Genomic DNA, 16,820 nt, shown 5'->3' with positions numbered 1-16,820 from the left:
TCGATACGCCCTCGTGGAGACTCGCCAACCGCTGAGAACGCTCGATCAGCGCGACACCGTCTCAAAAGCCGCGGCGCACCGATCCATCGGATTCCCTCGGGCTCAAGTCCGACGGACTCCTAGCGCCTTCATACTAACTTTGCCCCCTTGCGTGTTGGACCTGGCTGGTGGTCTTAGGACGGCTCATGTAGAAGTAATGGCAGCTAGCCGCCCCGGGCTCCCGCCCGCGGATGGTGATGGTGGCGTTGCAAGCCTGGTCAATGGGCCCAGGAACCGGCCTCGCCGCAGCCGAGTCGGCCTGCTTCAAGGAAGTGGCCGTCACCACGCTGGTTGGTTCTGGGCGCGAATGCTGCCAACCATTTCTAGTATGGAATGTGCACGCGCTGAGCGCCACCCAAGCTGACCGATTCACTACCGGCCCCCGGAGCGGGCCATGCGACAGCGCGCGGTACTAGGAAACCGCGCCAAATCGGGGGCAACAACGACGTTCGCCGGCTTAGGATCTGCTAGGTGGCTCATTGGCCTTTCAGGAGCGGTAAGTCCAGGGAGGCCTGGAAGCGCTCGATGGGCGGCAGGGCGGGCATGGTTGAGGGAATTGGTGGTGGTTCGCATTGCGTCGGCAGATAATGAGCAGGCGGGTCGTTCCGCAGTGCGCCGCACCACAATCAGGTACAACGTTGCCCCGGACGTCCGTGCGGAAACGCTGACGGTGCAATGCCTTGGCGAAGCTGCGCTGCACGCGCCACACGGAGGGCCAGACGAGGCCCGGCGCGCCGATGGCGCGGATGTTGCATCGCCCGCATGGCTTCACCCAAGCGAAAGGAGCCTGTCATGGCCGAGCTCAAGCCAACGCGGTTTTCCCACGTCCGTCCCCAGGACACCGCCTTTGTCGACCAGGGTTTGCGAGATTTCTTCCTCTACCGCGATCTCGGCATTGCCGAGGCCACCGGCGGCCGGGTGCTGGCGCAGTTGGTCAAGGCCAACCAGCCGCCCGAGCATGGCACCGGCTGGCATCGTCACGAGGCCGACTTCCATATCGTGCTGATGCTCAAGGGCTGGGCCCGCTTCATGTACGAGGACAAGGAGACCAAGGTGGCTGCCGGGGATTGCGTGCACCAGCGGCCAGGCATCGTCCACTACCTGTTCGATTACTCGCCGGACATGGAGTACCTGGAGATTGTGGGGCCGGCCGACTTCAAGACCATCGATGTGGAAGGGCCTTGCGCGGTGCCTGCGGTCACGCCCTGGCCAACGGACCATCCGGCGCCATAGGGCGTGCCGCCCACGCTGATCACTGCGTGCTCCCCAACCGGGGGGCTGACTACTCGGCAAGGTGATGGTTTTCTTCTCCGGCGATGGACGGGTACCATCGTTCAACGTAAGACCGGAGCTGGTCATTGAGCACGGCCGTCCGGATTTGCAGTAGGTTGTGCGCGTGGCGAGGTCGCCAGGCCATCTGCTGCCGTTTGACGAACCGCTTGCTGACCACCTGGTTGACGGCTGACTCGACAAAACCTGAGGCAATGGGCTCGCCATGCCGATAGCGGTCACCGTAGTTCACGATGAAGTGCCGGTTGTTGTCCAGGTAGACAATGAACTCCTCGAGCTTGCCAAGGAGTTTGGCCTCCTCCGGGCTGGCCTCAGCGTCCAGATCCCAGCCCAGGCTTTCCAATCGGCGCAACGCCGGATAGGGGCAGCCGTGCCACAGGTGCCACTTGGCGCTATGCAGTGCCTTGATCAATGCCGCGTTGCTGGGGCAGTCGCGGTGTGCCGGCGGCCCTTGATAATCTGTTCGAGGTTCTGTATCCGCATGGCGATGTGGAACCAATCAAGGACGTACTAACCGCGGTCACCAAAACCGAGCTGTGCAAATCGTACGGTATCCCCTCCGTCCGACAGGAAGGTGACCGGCTGATCGGGCTGCACACCCTCTCCTAGCGGAAAATTTGACATCCGATCGGCCGGGCGGTGCTCCAGCTTGTGCACGTAGGCAAAAGTGTGGCCGGCTTCCTGATCCCGCATTGATTTCCCGACGATCACTTCAAACCAGCCGTCCTGGCGTCGTCCATGGCCCGCCATCCGAAGGTAGCCGCCGTCAATGCCAACTGCGCGCACCGGGCTGGGCTCCGGGACATCTTGCAAACGGGTGCCCGCGGCTATCTCCCCCTGCTGCCTGCCATCGGTCGCCTGGTCCGCTTCCAGCCTGCGACTGAGCGCCGTGACCTGACGTCGGATCGAGCTGGCTGCCAGGACGTGATCGAGCGGCAAAATCTCCTGTAGTACGTTGACGGTCAAGCCATAGGACATCAACGCGGCAAACTTGACCTCGAGATACTGTAGTTCGGGACTGATCCGCTCTGGCAGACAGCGGGCGACCGGACTGAAGGTAGGGGCGTAGGCCATGCATTGCCGGCAGGGATACAGCCTCGGACTATCAATCGACAGTCGTCCAAACGGCGAGCGGAAAACCAGCCGATGGTGCCCCTTGCAGGTCAACGGTGTACCGCACGTGGGACAAAGTTCGCCTTTGCTTGACGTATCGTGTTTGGCCCACCGCACGGGAGGAGGCGCACGAGATGCAAGGCTGGCAGAGCACGTACTTGGGCGCGCGGGAGGTGCCGCGTGAACTCAGCAGTTTCGAACTGCAGCCTGCGCACCGCCAGCGCCCCGCCTGGCGCACGATTTGAGGTTCCCAGGTGTTAATTTCCCGGCCCTTGAGGGGCGAGCTTCCCGGCGCACCATATCCTTAGCGAAGTGCGCTAAACGGCACTTCTCGCATAATAATCATTATGTTAAGTATGAGGCACATTTACGCATTGTACGTCGACTGGGCCGTTGGTTTGCGTAATTTTGTGCCTGGCCGCATGGGCTCGGCTGACGAGCGCTGCCGCAATCGAACCAGAGCCGGGCCTTAGCCCCTCCAGTGCCGTCCGCGTGCGAATCCGCGTATGGCGAACTAGTCATAGGCACCAGGCCGTTGTAAGATCATGCAACTAATAACCCAAGCCGCTTAGGTTTGGTACAATCAATGCCAACGGTCTTATCGATTTTCGGCCTGCGCGTGGTGATCTACCCCAACGACCATCGCCCGGCCCATGTCCACGTGATGGGCAAAGGCTGCGAAGCTGTCTTCAATCTGCACTGCCCGAAGGGGCCGCCAGAATTGCGCGAGAACTATGGCTTTTCGGCCAGGGACTTGGGGAAAATCGTCGACGCGCTGATCGCCCATCTGGCGGCGTTGTGCCGCGACTGGAGAGGCATCCATGGAAATTACTGACGACGTGCTGGCCGCTGCGAATGCGCGCGGCGCGGCCAAAAAGGCCTCCTTCCCGGCGGTGGTGTCGGTGCGCTATGACCGGCGCGTCTCGCGCGTGGTGATCGCGCTGGCATCCGGCCTTGAACTGGCGTTTTCGCCCAAGGCGGCGCGGGGTCTGGAGCACGCCCACCCGGCGGACCTGGCCGATGCCGAAATCAGCCCCTCGGGGCTTGGCATCCATTTCCCCCACCTGGACGCGGATCTGTATCTGCCGGCGCTGCTCGAAGGTTTTCTCGGCTCCAAGCGTTGGATGGCGTCAGAGCTGGGCAAACGCGGAGGTGCGGCCTCGACGGCTGCCAAGGCGGCGGCTGCGCGGGAAAACGGTAGGCTTGGCGGACGCCCCCGCAAAAGCAAGTTGCCTGCCGCCGCGTGAAACAAAGAGCGCCCCTGAAGCGCTTCAGCAGTGGCCAACCATGACGCACTATCGTTGCGAATTAACCCGCGGCCGGCCGAAGTGAATGGTGGCTGGCGCCTGCGATTGCTCGAGGATGGCGAGGACGATCCGTTGGGAAAGGAACAAAATTGCTTCAATCGTCGGCCGGCGGAACAGTTTTCTGCAAAATTGTTCCTATCGCCTCGGCAACCGGCTACCTGACGGGCGACCAGCGGGAACAAAATTATGCAAACCAACGGCCGGACAATGACTCGCTGACGTGGCATGGCGCATGCGGATACCACGGTCCTGCGCTTACCACCTTGGTTGTATCTCAATTGAGATGCATAATGTAGGTCAAAGCATAGGAGATTTCCATGGCGCATACTTCAATGCTGCACATCCGCGTGGACGACGACCTTAAAGCCCGGGCCACGCAAAACCTCGCCAGCGTCGGGCTAACCCTGTCCGACGCAGTTCGCATCCTGTTGACACGGATCGCCAAGGAGGGCGGGCTGCCGCCCGGTCTGACGACGGATCCCGAGACCTATGATGCTTGGTTCCGCGCCAAGGTCCAGCAAGCGCTGACCGACCCGGCCCCGCCGCTCCCACATGACCAGGTCATGGACGACGTTCAGGCGCTGATCGACCGGAAACGCCGTGCGCGCGGTTGAATGGACGCGGTGGGCCAGGGCCGATCTTCTCGCCATCGTTGACTACATCTCGGATGAGAATCCGGATGCGGCCCAGAGCCTGAAGGACGACCTCGAAGCGAAAGCGGCACGGCTGCCGGAACACCCCGAGCTCTACCGTGCCGGCCGCGTCGCGGGCACGCGCGAGATGGTCGTGGCCGCCAACTACCTGGTCGTGTACGCCGTGGATGCCACCTCCATCCGGATCCTGCGGGTACTCCATGCCGCGCAGCAATGGCCGTCGCCCGGTTGAGCCAGGCGAGGACTGACCAAAAAATGGGTGCGCCGCCCTGCCGCGACGCGCCTTCGGCTTCGCCCTCGGCGAACCCACCAGCCTTTTGCGTGACAGACCGCCTGACACCTCCAAGCACTAACGCTGCCTGACGTCGCGTCCAGGACGCGCAAACACGGCGCGCCGGCTTCGATGCTGGTCGTCGCGGCAGCTTGTCGACTGCCTTTTTGAGATTGTTGCCACGCGTTGGATGTGACTGCCGAACTCAGGGGCTAAGCACGAGTCCGTCGCCGAGCTTGGCCGCCAGAATCATCAAGTTCTGGCAGAACTTCCGCTTTTCCTCTGGCACCCCTGGCTGGTTGGCAATCCAACCCTTGAATGCGTAGAAGGACTCCGGGGAGATCGCGGTCAGGCGCTCCATGACGCCCGTATTGGTAAAAACGATTGTGCTGACCCGACCGCCACGCGGGAGCTTGGTCATCCCATATGACATGGCCGCCCCACTGTCATCCGCAATCGTGGTCGACAGCGTCGCTTCCGCTGTGCTCGCTTGCACGGCGCCAATGATGTCGACCACGAAGCCGACTTCGCTTCGCCCGCGCACGCAGGCAGCCGAGATACCCCACTCTGCCGCGCGTAGCCGCCTATCTCCGGACGCTCGAACGGTCGGCTCCGCTGAGGCAGCTGCCATTCGCCTCGTCAGTCGCCTTCAAAGCGATTCGGCCATTCGGGACACCTCCACTATTTTGTTTTCGCCGCGACGGTCGCCATCGACATCCCATCTCGTGGGACTGAGGTTTTGGTACCCTTTCACGGAAGGTCGTATTTCTTCTGGCAAAATTCGGAAGTTCGCGGGAGACCGTCACAAAGATCAGCTGGCGGCGAAGCCGGGAGCGAATTCGATCAGGTTGTCCTACAGCAGATGAAAAGACAGTTCACAAGACATGTGCAGCGCAGCGGACAGGCATACCCCGGACGGTTGGCCGAGCCGATGATTCGGTCGGTCCAGAGGCAATCGAAGATTCGTCCAGTCCAACCTAGGCCGGAGGGCCTGCTGATTGATTTCGCAGCCGCTTCCCTTGAAAGCATGCAGCTTCAGCGCTTGCTGCAACAGTGCGATTGGAACGGGCACCTGTGACTGCTCCCGACATTCTTGTGCCACACCTGACGCCCGGCGGGCACCTACTTGCAGTGCCGGAGGACGCCGCGCCAATCTTGGCAGATGAAACGCGACGGCGGCTTGAGAGTTCTTTTGCGCTTGGCGCGGGACATGGCCTGCTGCACCTGGGAACGGCCGAAATCGGCCGCATTTTGCCCCCTGCATGGGCCTGGTGGCGTGATTTTGCGGCGCGCTATGTTACTGCTTTGTGCGGCACGCCCGAAGGCGGCGAGATCGCGGTCGCAACGCCTGCTGCCAAGGATTTCGATGCCATGATTGGCGATGCACCGCCGATGACGGGCGGCGAGTATCTGACGCCAGATGTGCTGGGCACGTTGTGGGGCGAGATCGATACTGCCTTGCACCAGGAACTGGCGACCGCAAACGTCTCGCTTCAGGATTTCCTCAAGCTGCGTCACCCGGCCTGGAATCTCGTCGGCCGCGTGCATTTCAACCTTGCTGAGAACCGCAAGGACCCGGAGTCACCGTTCGCCTTCCTTGCGACTTACACGTCGCGTCTGTCGGCCCATGGTAAAGCGCAACATCAGCCACTGTCGCAGGCCCTGGCGGAATTCTCGGGAGTCAGGAGCAAGGCGCAGCTCCTGTCATTACTGCTGCCGGTGCAGCGCGCCGCGGAACACTGCGATTGGCTTCGCGAAATGGTGGATACCGGCGAGATATACCATCCGCTGCGCTGGACGCCGCTCGATGCCCATCGCCTTCTCTCGGACCTGTCCAAACTCGAAGCTGCCGGGATTGTCGTACGTATGCCAGGCGTCTGGCAGGCGGGCCGCCCTGCTCGTCCCGTTGTGAAAGCCAGCGTCGGAGCACGGCCGCCCTCGCTCTTTGGCAAAGACGCGTTGCTGGACTTTAGCATGGAGGTTTCGCTCGATGGCGAGTGTCTCAGCGCCACCGAGGTCAGGAATCTGCTCAAAGGCGCCGACGGCTTGCAGCTCATCCGTGGTCGCTGGGTCGAGGTGGACAAGAAAAAGCTCAGTCGCCTCATGAAGCGATTCGAGGCCATGGAAAAGGCGGCGCGAAGCGGTCTGCCTCTTAATGAGGCTCTACGCCTTCTGGCGGGGGTTTCGCTCGACGATAGTGCCGACCCCGCTGACCGCGACTGGTCGCAGCTTGTTGCAGGGCCCTGGCTGGCCGACACCCTGCAGGAGTTGCGTCAGCCGGAGGGGTTGGCGCAGGTCAGCCCGGGACCGGAACTGAAGGCCACCCTGCGGCCCTACCAACAGGCCGGCGTGCGGTGGTTGTACCTGCTCACCCGGCTCGGTTTGGGCGCTTGCCTGGCGGATGATATGGGCCTGGGCAAGACCATGCAGGTACTCTCGCTTCTGCTCGTGCTGAAGCGAGAAAGTGCCGAGGCGCGGCCCAGTCTGCTGGTCGCCCCTGCATCGCTGCTGGCCAACTGGGCGGCAGAGGCTGAGCGCTTTGCCCCCGGCTTGCGCCTACTGATCGCCCATCCGTCGGTCATGCCGACGGCCGAATTGCGTGCGCTGAACCCGGCGCGACTTGCGGACATCGATCTCGTCATCACCAGCTTTGGCTCGCTTCTTCGCCAGCCGGTACTGGGAGCCTTCCAATGGCGCGTTGCCATTGTCGACGAAGCGCAGGCGATAAAAAATCCGGGCGCCAAGCAAACGCGACAGGTCAAGCAGCTCCAGGCACAATCGCGCATCGCGCTGACCGGCACTCCTGTGGAAAACCGCCTGTCCGATCTGTGGTCCATATTCGATTTCACCCACCCCGGCTTACTGGGATCAGACAAAGTCTTTGCCGACTTTACCAGGCGGCTGGCGAAGGCCGAGCACTTCGGTCCGCTGCGAACGCTCGTGCGGCCCTACATCCTGCGCCGCCTGAAGACCGACAAGCGGATAATCGACGACCTTCCGGACAAGACCGAGCTCAAGGCCTGGTGCCACCTGAGCCCGAGCCAGGCGGCACTGTATCAGCGTGCGGTGAAGGATCTGGCTGCCGCGCTTGAAGATGCCGAAGGCATCGGTCGCAAGGGGGTAGTGCTGAGCTACCTGATGCGCTTCAAACAGATATGCAACCATCCGTCGCAGTGGTTGGGCGACGCCGCCTGGAAGGCGGAAGACAGCGGCAAGTTCGCCCGCCTGCGCCAACTGGCCGAAGTCATTGCCGCCAAACAGGAAAAGGTGCTGGTATTCACCCAGTTCCGCGAGACCACTGAGCCGCTTGCGGCATTTCTAGGTTCGGTCTTTGGCCGCGAAGGTCTGGTGCTTCATGGCGGCACCCCGGTAGCCAAGCGCCGCGAACTGGTGAAGCGATTCCAGGAAGATGAGCTGATCCCCTTCTTCGTGCTCTCACTCAAGGCCGGTGGGGCAGGTCTGAACCTTACCGCCGCGTCGCATGTGATCCATTACGACCGCTGGTGGAACCCGGCCGTGGAAAACCAGGCGACTGATCGTGCATTTCGTATCGGCCAGCGGAGGAACGTCCTGGTGCATAAGTTTATCTGCCGTGGCACGGTCGAGGACCGTATCGACCAGTTGATCGAAGCGAAGCAGCAATTGGTGAAGGATGTGTTGGAAGGCGGCGCAGAACTCCTGCTTACCGAGATGAGCAATCGTGAATTGCTCGATCTCGTGAAGCTAGACGTTCATGCCGCGCAAGAAAACTGATCGTCAAGAGGAACCGGAATGGGTTACGGTTACGGGGGATGGAAGCCCTATGTCTCAGTCGCCGAGCGCAGAAAAAAGGCTGAACGAGCCGCCGAGAAGGCGAAGAAGGCTGGTTCGGTGCTGTCGCCAATCGCCTCATACCGCGGTGCCATCGCCAAGACCTTCTGGGGCAAGGCCTGGTGCGACAATCTAGAAAGCTACAGCGACTATGCCAACCGCCTGCCGCGCGGCCGTACCTATGTGCGCAACGGTTCTGTGATCGACCTTCAGATTACGGCAGGCGAAGTCCGCGCGCAGGTAATGGGTTCGAGTCTGTACACGGTCGCTGTGACCGTGACGGCATGTCCCGCAAAGAAATGGCGAGCGATCGGCGCCGATTGCGCGGAGTCGATCGATTCGATCGTGGAACTCTTGCAGGGCAAGCTCTCGACAGCCGTGATGGAGCGCATCTGCAAACCTCGCAGCGGTCTTTTCCCGGTGCCGGAAGAAATCAGGTTCAGTTGCAGTTGTCCGGACTGGGCGTCAATGTGCAAGCACGTTGCTGCCGTACTTTACGGCATCGGCGCGCGGCTCGACCAACAGCCGGAATTGCTCTTCGCCCTGCGCCGCGTCGATGCCAATGATCTCGTCAGGCAGGCCGGCGCTGGCCTGCCCAAATCGACAAAACGACCCGCCACCAGCAAGGTGCTCGACGACGCCCTGGTGGCCGACGTGTTTGGCATCGAGATGGCCGACGCTAACCCACCGCCGAAGCCTGCTGTCAGACTTAACAAGCCACGGGCAGGTAAGGTGACAGCGAAGAAGGCGACCCAGTCGGCCGTCTCGACAACCCGTAAGCCACCTGCGAATGCGAAGACTGCGGAGGATAATAAGTCGGTAACAAAGAAGTCATCAGTCAAGGCATCCGCAGGGCCACGCAAATCAGCATCTGGCAACGTTGTTGCCGGTAAAGCAAACGTGGCGACCCCGCCTGCAACCCAGAACGAGGCTGCAACAAGGAAGCGCGTCAGTACTCGACCGGTGAAGGGGACGTCCCGCTAAACTTCGATTCCATCTCGCATGGAAGCCGTCGTGATATTCCGAGAAATTGTCCTGGCAAGAGTACGTGCGGGGCGATGCGCTTTCAGCGGTCGGTGGATGACCATGGATCTCGGCCTTCGGGCCGCGATGAGCGCTGCGGTACCATCATCATGCATCGGCCCTTGACGAAGACAGATGTCCGGCTGTCACCGAATATTGCTGGGCCGTTCACCTCGCAACCCAAGGGAGTACAGACATGGTCGCAGTCAAACACGACGATCTTTCCATGGCATTCGACTTCGTTAGCTGCGCGGCGCCGATGGAGCACAACGCGTATGTCTCACTCGATACGGGCAAAGTCTATTGGACTTCTGATTACAACGACACCTTCGACGAGGAGGTTCCTGACGACCTTGAAACCTCGGACCGCTACCTTGCGATACCGCATAAGAACGAACTCGGTCTTGGACGAAGCCTCGCCCTCCAATTTGTTGCACAGGAGTTGCCTGAGTGTTGCGACCAGGTGGAAGAATTCTTCCGACGACAAGGCGCTTACGCACGCTTCAAGCACTTGCTGGAGCGCAAAGGCATGCTCGAGCGCTGGTATTCGTTTGAAGCCGACTCGGCCGAAAGAGCGCTGAGGCAATGGTGTGCCGAAAGTGGGCTGGAGATTCTGGAGTCGTAGCGCCGGATAGACATGCCGCAATGTCTGGCGGTAAAGGGTGGTCCTCTGGGAATTCAGGCACCGCCGTAACAAACAAATTGCCTGGCAGATCGGCCATATACTGACGTTGGCCCACGGCTTTATGCGGAACGTTCGAGTGGCGGCTCCCCCGAACGTGGCCGATTTTCTTGCGCTTGAACCACGATCCGCTGTGAGTCGGCTAGCGATGACGAGCATAGCCGTCCGCGGGGCCCATTGTCACAATACTTTCATGATCATGAAAGTATTGATTGTGCGCGGCTCATTCGCCGCTGTCGCCTACCAGGCGTGCGGCCTAGCTCCTGGTCGACTAATCGGAAGTTCTCCGAAGTCAGGACTCCCTGCAACGAGCGCGTGGCCGCTCGTCAGCCTTCGCAGCCGAGCTGTGCCGGTTCTGCAGACGTTCGTGCATCGTCTCGCAGCGTATCAACATCATTGTCGCAGGCTCCTCGTCTGCGCCGGCGTCGGCAGCCTCCGCAGCGCTGCGCAAATATACTTGCCGGGAGACGATGGCGACGATCATGATCAGGGCGCCTACGCCGAGGGCGCGGGCCACAAACAAGAGGTATCGTGCCATCGACATCGCAACGAGTAGCAACAGGTGATTGGATGGTGAAGCCTACACGAAGGACGGTCTTCGCTGTTGCAGGGTGACACCATCCCCCGTTTCGCCTTCACTGGGCGATGGTGTCTTGTGTAACACCTCACTGGGCCTGATGAGCATGCCAAAGACGATCGAGCCCCTACCGAAGGGCCGCTACTGGGCCACACCCCACGCGTCCTTTCCGCTGGACGGACCGAATGGCCATGACGAAGTGTTTCCTGGCGCCCACTGCGTCAGCGACGGCAAATGGGTCATCTTCTACAAGGATGGCGAAGAAGTCTGGGCCTGCAATGCCATCTATGCCGCCGCGCATTTCGACTTTGCTGCCGTTTCGAGCGCCTGCGCTTCGACGGCCGACTGAGGTGCCGGTGGCGCCGACCGACGTCTCACCCTCCCCATTCCACATAACCCCCCTGCTACTGGCAAAATTACTCAGTACGGGCGTCATGTTCAAATTTGGCTGCGTTCACGCGGGGCGCTTCGTGATCGAGGCAGAATCGATCATGGCGCACCGCCTTCCTCTTTGATACCTAAGTCGTCGGGCTGCCGAAGCGACGCGGCCCCGAATGTCTACCGCCGTACTCTGGCCGGGAGGCCTCAGTTGAACAGCAGCGCGGCATAGTTGCGGGCGCTGTGAAGCACGTGCAGCACGTCGATTCGCGCAGGCGGATCGCCCACCACGCGGTAGAAGATCTGGTAGTTGCCGTGTACACGGTGCCGGACGCCTCGGTCCTCATAGCGAGGTACCAGCGGGAAGGCAAGCGGCATGTCTGCGAGCGACAGGCACCGGTCGCGCAACTCCTGCACGAAGGAAAGCGCGCGGCGCGGGTTGTCGCGGGCAATGTAGTCGGCGATGGCTTCGAGTTCGGCCTCGGCCAGCGGCGTCAGGCGAACGACGATCATGCGCCGTGCCCGGGTGTTCTGCCTGCCGCGGCGCGATACTTGGCCTCGAGGCGGTCGAACACGGTGGCTGCGTCGGTGCCGCGGCCCGCGTCCGCCTCGGCCAGGCTTTGCGCGAGCGCCGCGTCCAGCGCCATCAGTTGCGCTTCACGGTCCTGAATCAGACGTACGCCTTCGCGCAGTACTTCGCTCTTAGAGCCATAGCGGCCCGAGGCGACAAGTTCAGTCACGTAGCGCTCAAGTTGCTGTCCAAGGTCGGCACTGATCATATTTGCTCCTCTTCAGACGGGGCCGGCGCAGGGCGTACGCCGGTGTCATCAAGTGTACCGCCCTTGATAATAGTTATCAAATTCTTGGTGTAAAGTGCAGTAAGCAGCATCTACGACAGCTGTTCCTTCCCCGGTTCTGTATTCCTCGTGGCGCCTACTCGCCGATAAGCACAACGTTATCGCACCTTATCGCCGCGTCCCAGCAATGCCAAGGCCTCACGTGCAGTCCGGCTCGGCGCGCTGCGGCTAACCGTGACTCGCCAGAGATGGCAAAAGCGCAACGGCGGTAGCCGGCCATGAAGCGTCATCGGCTCGCTCCGTTGCTCAGACATTCAGGCGTCGGTTCCACATCAGGAATCGGCCATTCACTTCGGAATAGTGAAGTGTTGATTGTCGACCAATGCGGAAGTACAAAAGGAGGCGGCCCCAATTCTCGTGGAAGGTTGCGTTGACTAGCCAGGAAGTGGGTTGATGTTGATCGTTGGCGCCCGGCATTGCGGCACAGACTGATCACTGCCGCCTTCAGAAACTCCAGAGCACCCCACGTGGAACGTCCGCGGCTCCGCCGGATGGATATGGTGGTCGTTGATGCCGGTGGCCACGCCGCTGACAAATCTCCTCCGGTCCGCCGGCGACATCACGATGCTCAGCTTCGGACTGACGATGCGATCGCTGCCGTTGCCCGCGTTGGCAGGATTGTCGTTCGACACCCCGTACCAAAACTGGTCCGCCCGCAGTCCGGCGACCGTGCGCAGCCGCAGAAGCCGGTCGTGTTGCGCAGGTAGAGCGCCGCGCTGGTCTCGTTGACGGTGTCGGTGCGTTGAGGGGCGTCCGAGATGCCCCCCCGCCTCTCGGCATGCTGACATCATTGCCAGATCGTTTCGTTCCGTCCAGCGTCGGAGCGGCAACTGCTGGTCCGCCTCGAAGCGAACCAGCAGTGAATTCCACCAGGCTCGCTCAGGCCTTGATAAAGGCCAACAGGTCCGCGTTGATGACGTCCGCGTGCGTGGTCGGCATACCATGTGGGAAGCCTTTGTATGTCTTCAACGTGCCTTTCTTCAGAAGCTTGGCCGACAGCGGCCCGGAATCGGCATAAGGCACGATCTGATCATCGTCGCCGTGCATCACCAGAACAGGCAGGTTGATCTTCTTCAAGTCCTCGGTGAAGTCAGTCTGCGAAAACGCCACGATGCCGTCGTAGTGCGCCTTTGCGCTCCCCATCATTCCTTGCCGCCACCAGTTCTGGACAATGCCTTCCTGGGGCTTTGCGCCCGGCCGGTTGAAACCGTAGAACGGACCTGCGGGAAGGTCGCGGAAGAACTGCGCCCGGTTGGTTGCCGTCTGCAGTTGCAGACCGTCGAACACCTCCTTCGGCAGACCGCCCGGATTGGACGCAGTCTTGACCATAATCGGCGGCACTGCCGCGACAAGGCAGGCCTTCGAAGCATGCTTCTCGCCGTGGCGCGCCAGGTAACGCACAACTTCACCGCCGCCAGTGGAATGGCCAACGTGGATGGCACCCTTGAGGTTGAGATGAGTCACCACGGCTGCCAGGTCGTCGGCGTAATGGTCCATGTCGTGCCCGTCCCACACCTGCGATGAGCGCCCATGGCCCCGCCTGTCATGGGCAACGACGCGAAAGCCCTTGGAGAGGAAGAACATCATCTGGGCATCCCAATCATCGGAGCTCAGAGGCCATCCGTGCGAGAAGACGATGGGCGTCGCATTGGCGGGACCCCAGTCCTTGTAGAAGATTTGGACACCGTCCTTGGTTGTGACGTAGTTCATGGCTAAATATCCTTGCGAAGTTGCCGCGCTGCCAGACGCGGTCGAAGTAGCGGAGGCTGCATTGGGCACAGCCGCGGAAACTGCGGCGCCGGCCCCTAGAACCAGCAATTGGCGGCGCGTAATTTCAGGGAAGGTAGGCTTTGGTAATTCAGACAGGCATTTCATGACTAGATCTCACATAAGTTATACGGCGGTAATGAATGGGGCAATGAATAGGTATGAACGCTGTAGCTGCTCGCGAAGACGTTTCGTCTCCCATTGGAAGGAGCCAGATCACGCTCCATCTGTGTAGGGATCGCGCGGCTCTGCGACGCTTCGTGCTCCGTCGGTATAGGGATCGCGCGAATCGGTCACGCTTCGAGCGTTATCGTAGTAGGGGGTGCTCGCATCGCGAACGGGCCGCGCACTGTCAGTACGGACGTCGTGCTCGGCCAGCGCAGAGGCGGATGCCAACTGCGACGCAGAGGCAACAAGATAGACAACGGCGGCCGAAAGGCCGAAGACAAGTTTCTGGGCTGTGAATTTCATGGAAGGAAGGCTCCTACTGAATGGAGAAAGACATCTGTGCCAAACCTGGTGTAGTGCTTGGCGATCGTGAGGCTCAATGCGTGTCGATGTAGCGCCGCGGAAGTCGATGCCACAAGGCCAGCACGGTAAGAATGGTGTCAGGGCGGATGAAGAACAAGTCGTCGTTCCGAAACGACCGTCTCGCGCCGTGAGACGATCGGACCTGCAAAATTCTTATAGAATCCGCTGTAAAACACCGCGAATCTGCAGTCCGGACCGGAAGGCGCGATGCCTTTGGCGAAGGCTGCGGCGATCAGCGCAGCGGGCATTGGGGCCTGGAAAGAGCCCGTCTACAGCAGAGGGCGAGTCGTTCCAGAGTGCAGCGGGCGGCCCGCGATGGCTTCCCGGCAGGCGTGACGAGTGAGGCCGCGGGGATGGATAAGCTCAGTGCGATGAGAGCGTTTGTCAGAGTTGTCGAATGCGGCAGCTTCACAAAAGCGGCGGAAGCGCTAGGTTGGCCGAAGCCGACGGTGAGTCGCTGGGTCCAGTGGTTGGAGAGCGAGCTAAAAGTGGTCCTGCTCAACAGGACAGCAAGACGAGTCGTCGTAACGCCCTACGGGGCTGCGTACTTTGAGCGCGCGACCCGCATCCTCGCCGAAGTCGACGAACTGGAAGCAGGGCTTTCCAGCGAGCGGGCGATGCTGAGCGGCCAGCTTCGCGTCGACGTTGGGTCCTCCGTCGCCCAGACGATCCTTGTGTCTGCCATGCCAGATTTTTTCTCGCGCTACCCGGGCATTGATATCAAGCTCGGCGTGAGCGATCGTCCCGTTGACCTGGTGAGTGAAAACATCGACTGCGTTCTGCGCGCGGGGAACTTACGCGACGAGTCACTTGTGGCGAGGCAATTGGGGCAGTTTCGTTGGATCTTCTGTGCATCTCCAGAGTATCTGAGGCGACATGGCGTTCCCAACCATCCCAAGGACCTCGAAAGCGGATCTCACCGCGTCGTGAACTACTTCCTTCACCGGACCGGTCGCATCTATCCATTTGTTTTGTCCAGGGATGAGGAGCGCGTGGAAGTGCAGGGCTCTCACTCGTTAGCGACGAACGACGTGATGACGACGCTGGAGGCTGGCGTTCAAGGTTTGGGCGTCATCCGCACTACCACAGCGACTGCGGGGCGGCACCTTAAGTCAGGGGCTCTGCAGCAAGTGCTAACCGACTGGTCCACAGATACAGTTCCAATCTACATGGTGTATCCGTCGCATCGGCATATGAATGCTCGATTGCGGGTGTTCATCGACTGGGTCGCCGAGCTTTTTGCTCCCTACGATGCACACCAAGCACCGGCGGTGGTGCAAAGGGTTCATGACGACTCAATGATCGGCGTCACGGAAGTGGCTGACGTCGCTATCCCTGCCGGCACAGGGGGCGGAAAATGTGAGGATAAACCGTCATAGAAAAGCGTTCTTGAGCGGCTGCGCATCGACCAGCCGGACCTTCAGACCTTCAGGCCGGGCTGCTCCAGCATGTCATAGATGTACACCCAGATGGACTCAGGTGGCACCGTATCGCCCCCGCAGGCTAGCAGCCAGTCAGCCAACGCGTACTGTAAGCAGTTTCTTGGTTCAACGTCGTCTTCTACTTGGCAGCGGCCACTGAAATTTGACGCGTTCATCGGCCGCTTCGGGTCGGCAAGAGACGACCGTTGAATGTCCGCGGAATCCATCGTCACAACCCAATACTTTCACCATCGTGAAAGTATTGATCCACGATTGCGCCCTGGTTCACCTCCGACAACTTGTCATAGGTGGTGAACATGCCGTTCGCCCGCGGTTCGACCCGCCCATCCGGGAAGTGATACACCTCAATGTAGCGACCGACAAGGTGGCGATGTTCCGGCGTATCCGCCAACACATGGAGCATTTTTGTCGAACTGGATCGTCAGGCTCTTGGACACCCGACGGGGTTCCCGGCACGCAAAGATCAGATCTAGGTTTTCATCCGATCGCAGGGGCCGATGGGCGTTATGGCTGTTGGGCGGCACTTTGGCAAAGCGCGCGTTGTAGTCGGCGATGAATTGCGCAAACGCGCTCGCAGCCTCCATCGTGTTGATGCCTCGCAGACGTAGTTCCTGCACCAGCCGCTCTTGTAGCGTCAGGTGCGCCCGCTCAACGCGGCTCTTGGCCTGGCTGCTGTTGGCGCAGATGCCTTCAATGTTGAGCTCAAATAAGGCCCGGGAAAACCGGGTATGACCATCGCCGCCGGTGGCGTGGGGATGGTTGACGCGGAACACGCTCGCCTTGTCACTGTAAAACGCCACCGGCTTACCGTGGCGCTCCAAATATGTCCGCGTCGCAGCGAAATAGCTGAACGTAGACTCCGTATAGGTAAAGCGCAACTCCATGATCCGGCTGGTAGCGTCATCCACGTAGACCAGCAGCGTGCATGCCGGCGCACGATCCTCGAACCAGCGGTGATCGCAGCCGTCGATCTGAATTTGTTCGCCATAGCAGGCGCGCCGGTTACGAGGCTGGTAGACCCTTCGGCGGCCGTTGTTTGCGCGGCACCCACAGGCCGGCTGCTGCCATCAGTCGGCGGAT

At 60.9% G+C, this 16,820-nt stretch carries 15 protein-coding genes and 4 pseudogenes; 10 read left to right on the top strand and 9 right to left on the bottom strand.

The window, feature by feature from the left end:
* Positions 1-831: 831 nt before the first annotated feature.
* On the top strand, positions 832-1,272 hold the full coding sequence (locus DN412_RS29145; RefSeq protein ID WP_115214737.1) for a cupin domain-containing protein: 441 nt from the start codon (positions 832-834) through the stop codon (positions 1,270-1,272).
* A 49-nt stretch (positions 1,273-1,321) separates the two neighbouring features.
* Here the strand turns inward: DN412_RS29145 and DN412_RS44800 are convergent.
* Positions 1,322-2,115: pseudogene (locus DN412_RS44800) on the bottom strand (ISKra4 family transposase); the annotation flags it as partial.
* Positions 2,116-2,192: 77 nt separating this feature from the next.
* Positions 2,193-2,520 (bottom strand): annotated as a pseudogene (locus DN412_RS45985) (ISKra4-like element ISBte1 family transposase); the annotation flags it as partial.
* 541 nt (positions 2,521-3,061) lie between these two features.
* Here DN412_RS45985 and DN412_RS29130 point away from each other — a divergent pair.
* From DN412_RS29130 to DN412_RS29115, 4 genes are all read left to right on the top strand, one after another.
* A complete protein-coding gene (locus DN412_RS29130; protein ID WP_208647676.1) occupies positions 3,062-3,277 on the top strand; it encodes a DUF4160 domain-containing protein in 216 nt (71 codons plus the stop codon).
* Positions 3,264-3,689 carry a DUF2442 domain-containing protein gene (locus DN412_RS29125; protein WP_115214733.1) on the top strand — a complete coding sequence of 142 codons (426 nt, stop codon included), beginning with the start codon at positions 3,264-3,266 and terminating at the stop codon, positions 3,687-3,689. The genes DN412_RS29130 and DN412_RS29125 overlap by 14 nt, the downstream gene beginning before the upstream one ends.
* Positions 3,690-4,066: 377 nt before the next feature.
* The gene (relB, locus tag DN412_RS29120) at positions 4,067-4,363 is read left to right on the top strand and encodes a type II toxin-antitoxin system RelB family antitoxin (protein WP_115214732.1); all 297 of its coding nucleotides are present in this window, start codon (positions 4,067-4,069) and stop codon (positions 4,361-4,363) included.
* Positions 4,350-4,634 carry a type II toxin-antitoxin system RelE/ParE family toxin gene (locus DN412_RS29115; RefSeq protein ID WP_115214731.1) on the top strand — a complete coding sequence of 95 codons (285 nt, stop codon included), beginning with the start codon at positions 4,350-4,352 and terminating at the stop codon, positions 4,632-4,634. Before relB ends, DN412_RS29115 begins: the two co-directional genes overlap by 14 nt.
* A gap of 244 nt (positions 4,635-4,878) precedes the next feature.
* Here DN412_RS29115 and DN412_RS29110 read toward each other — a convergent pair whose 3' ends face one another.
* Positions 4,879-5,190, bottom strand: coding sequence for a hypothetical protein (locus DN412_RS29110; RefSeq protein WP_133303095.1), 312 nt, complete (start codon positions 5,188-5,190; stop codon positions 4,879-4,881).
* A gap of 557 nt (positions 5,191-5,747) precedes the next feature.
* On the opposite strand from DN412_RS29110, the gene DN412_RS29100 reads away from it, so the two are divergent.
* The 4 genes from DN412_RS29100 to DN412_RS29080 all read left to right on the top strand — a co-directional run bounded on the left by DN412_RS29100 (position 5,748) and on the right by DN412_RS29080 (position 11,114).
* Positions 5,748-8,426, top strand: a complete 2,679-nt coding sequence (locus DN412_RS29100) for a DEAD/DEAH box helicase (protein ID WP_115214728.1) — start codon at positions 5,748-5,750, stop codon at positions 8,424-8,426.
* An 18-nt stretch (positions 8,427-8,444) separates the two neighbouring features.
* Positions 8,445-9,467, top strand: coding sequence for an SWIM zinc finger family protein (locus tag DN412_RS29095; protein WP_115214727.1), 1,023 nt, complete (start codon positions 8,445-8,447; stop codon positions 9,465-9,467).
* Positions 9,468-9,702: 235 nt separating this feature from the next.
* Positions 9,703-10,131, top strand: a complete 429-nt coding sequence (locus DN412_RS29090) for a hypothetical protein (RefSeq protein ID WP_115214726.1) — start codon at positions 9,703-9,705, stop codon at positions 10,129-10,131.
* Between the two features lie 734 nt (positions 10,132-10,865).
* Positions 10,866-11,114, top strand: coding sequence for a hypothetical protein (locus DN412_RS29080; RefSeq protein ID WP_011154088.1), 249 nt, complete (start codon positions 10,866-10,868; stop codon positions 11,112-11,114).
* Between the two features lie 236 nt (positions 11,115-11,350).
* On the opposite strand, the gene DN412_RS29075 is transcribed toward DN412_RS29080, so the two are convergent.
* From DN412_RS29075 to DN412_RS44785, 5 genes and pseudogenes are all read right to left on the bottom strand, one after another.
* Positions 11,351-11,656: a type II toxin-antitoxin system RelE/ParE family toxin gene (locus DN412_RS29075; RefSeq protein WP_081862355.1), complete on the bottom strand. Its 306-nt coding sequence runs from the start codon at positions 11,654-11,656 to the stop codon at positions 11,351-11,353.
* Positions 11,653-11,922, bottom strand: coding sequence for a type II toxin-antitoxin system ParD family antitoxin (locus tag DN412_RS29070; RefSeq protein ID WP_011154086.1), 270 nt, complete (start codon positions 11,920-11,922; stop codon positions 11,653-11,655). The genes DN412_RS29075 and DN412_RS29070 overlap by 4 nt, the downstream gene beginning before the upstream one ends.
* Before the next feature lie 629 nt (positions 11,923-12,551).
* A pseudogene (locus DN412_RS44790) lies at positions 12,552-12,742 on the bottom strand (hypothetical protein); the annotation flags it as partial.
* Between the two features lie 137 nt (positions 12,743-12,879).
* Positions 12,880-13,710 carry an alpha/beta fold hydrolase gene (locus DN412_RS29060; RefSeq protein WP_115214725.1) on the bottom strand — a complete coding sequence of 277 codons (831 nt, stop codon included), beginning with the start codon at positions 13,708-13,710 and terminating at the stop codon, positions 12,880-12,882.
* Positions 13,711-13,983: 273 nt separating this feature from the next.
* Positions 13,984-14,238 carry a hypothetical protein gene (locus DN412_RS44785; protein WP_244222817.1) on the bottom strand — a complete coding sequence of 85 codons (255 nt, stop codon included), beginning with the start codon at positions 14,236-14,238 and terminating at the stop codon, positions 13,984-13,986.
* A 413-nt stretch (positions 14,239-14,651) separates the two neighbouring features.
* Between DN412_RS44785 and DN412_RS29050 the strand changes: the two genes are divergently transcribed.
* On the top strand, positions 14,652-15,677 hold the full coding sequence (locus DN412_RS29050) for a LysR family transcriptional regulator (RefSeq protein ID WP_115214742.1): 1,026 nt from the start codon (positions 14,652-14,654) through the stop codon (positions 15,675-15,677).
* A gap of 307 nt (positions 15,678-15,984) precedes the next feature.
* Here the strand turns inward: DN412_RS29050 and DN412_RS29040 are convergent.
* Positions 15,985-16,820: pseudogene (locus tag DN412_RS29040) on the bottom strand (ISNCY family transposase); the annotation flags it as partial.

The sequence above is a fragment of the Cupriavidus lacunae genome, assembly GCF_003353055.1.
Classification (GTDB): domain Bacteria; phylum Pseudomonadota; class Gammaproteobacteria; order Burkholderiales; family Burkholderiaceae; genus Cupriavidus; species Cupriavidus lacunae.
Note: the sequence above shows the minus strand (reverse complement) of the source record. Positions and strands in the feature narration are given on the sequence as shown.

Coding starts and splice junctions, on each gene's coding strand:
- DN412_RS29075 (WP_081862355.1), bottom strand. CDS start 11,656: ATGATCGTCGTTCGCCTGACGCCGCTGGCCGAGGCCGAACTCGAAGCC.
- DN412_RS29060 (WP_115214725.1), bottom strand. CDS start 13,710: ATGAACTACGTCACAACCAAGGACGGTGTCCAAATCTTCTACAAGGAC.
- DN412_RS29080 (WP_011154088.1), top strand. CDS start 10,866: ATGAGCATGCCAAAGACGATCGAGCCCCTACCGAAGGGCCGCTACTGG.
- DN412_RS29145 (WP_115214737.1), top strand. CDS start 832: ATGGCCGAGCTCAAGCCAACGCGGTTTTCCCACGTCCGTCCCCAGGAC.
- DN412_RS29070 (WP_011154086.1), bottom strand. CDS start 11,922: ATGATCAGTGCCGACCTTGGACAGCAACTTGAGCGCTACGTGACTGAA.
- DN412_RS29050 (WP_115214742.1), top strand. CDS start 14,652: ATGGATAAGCTCAGTGCGATGAGAGCGTTTGTCAGAGTTGTCGAATGC.
- relB (WP_115214732.1), top strand. CDS start 4,067: ATGGCGCATACTTCAATGCTGCACATCCGCGTGGACGACGACCTTAAA.
- DN412_RS44785 (WP_244222817.1), bottom strand. CDS start 14,238: ATGAAATTCACAGCCCAGAAACTTGTCTTCGGCCTTTCGGCCGCCGTT.
- DN412_RS29095 (WP_115214727.1), top strand. CDS start 8,445: ATGGGTTACGGTTACGGGGGATGGAAGCCCTATGTCTCAGTCGCCGAG.
- DN412_RS29090 (WP_115214726.1), top strand. CDS start 9,703: ATGGTCGCAGTCAAACACGACGATCTTTCCATGGCATTCGACTTCGTT.
- DN412_RS29125 (WP_115214733.1), top strand. CDS start 3,264: ATGGAAATTACTGACGACGTGCTGGCCGCTGCGAATGCGCGCGGCGCG.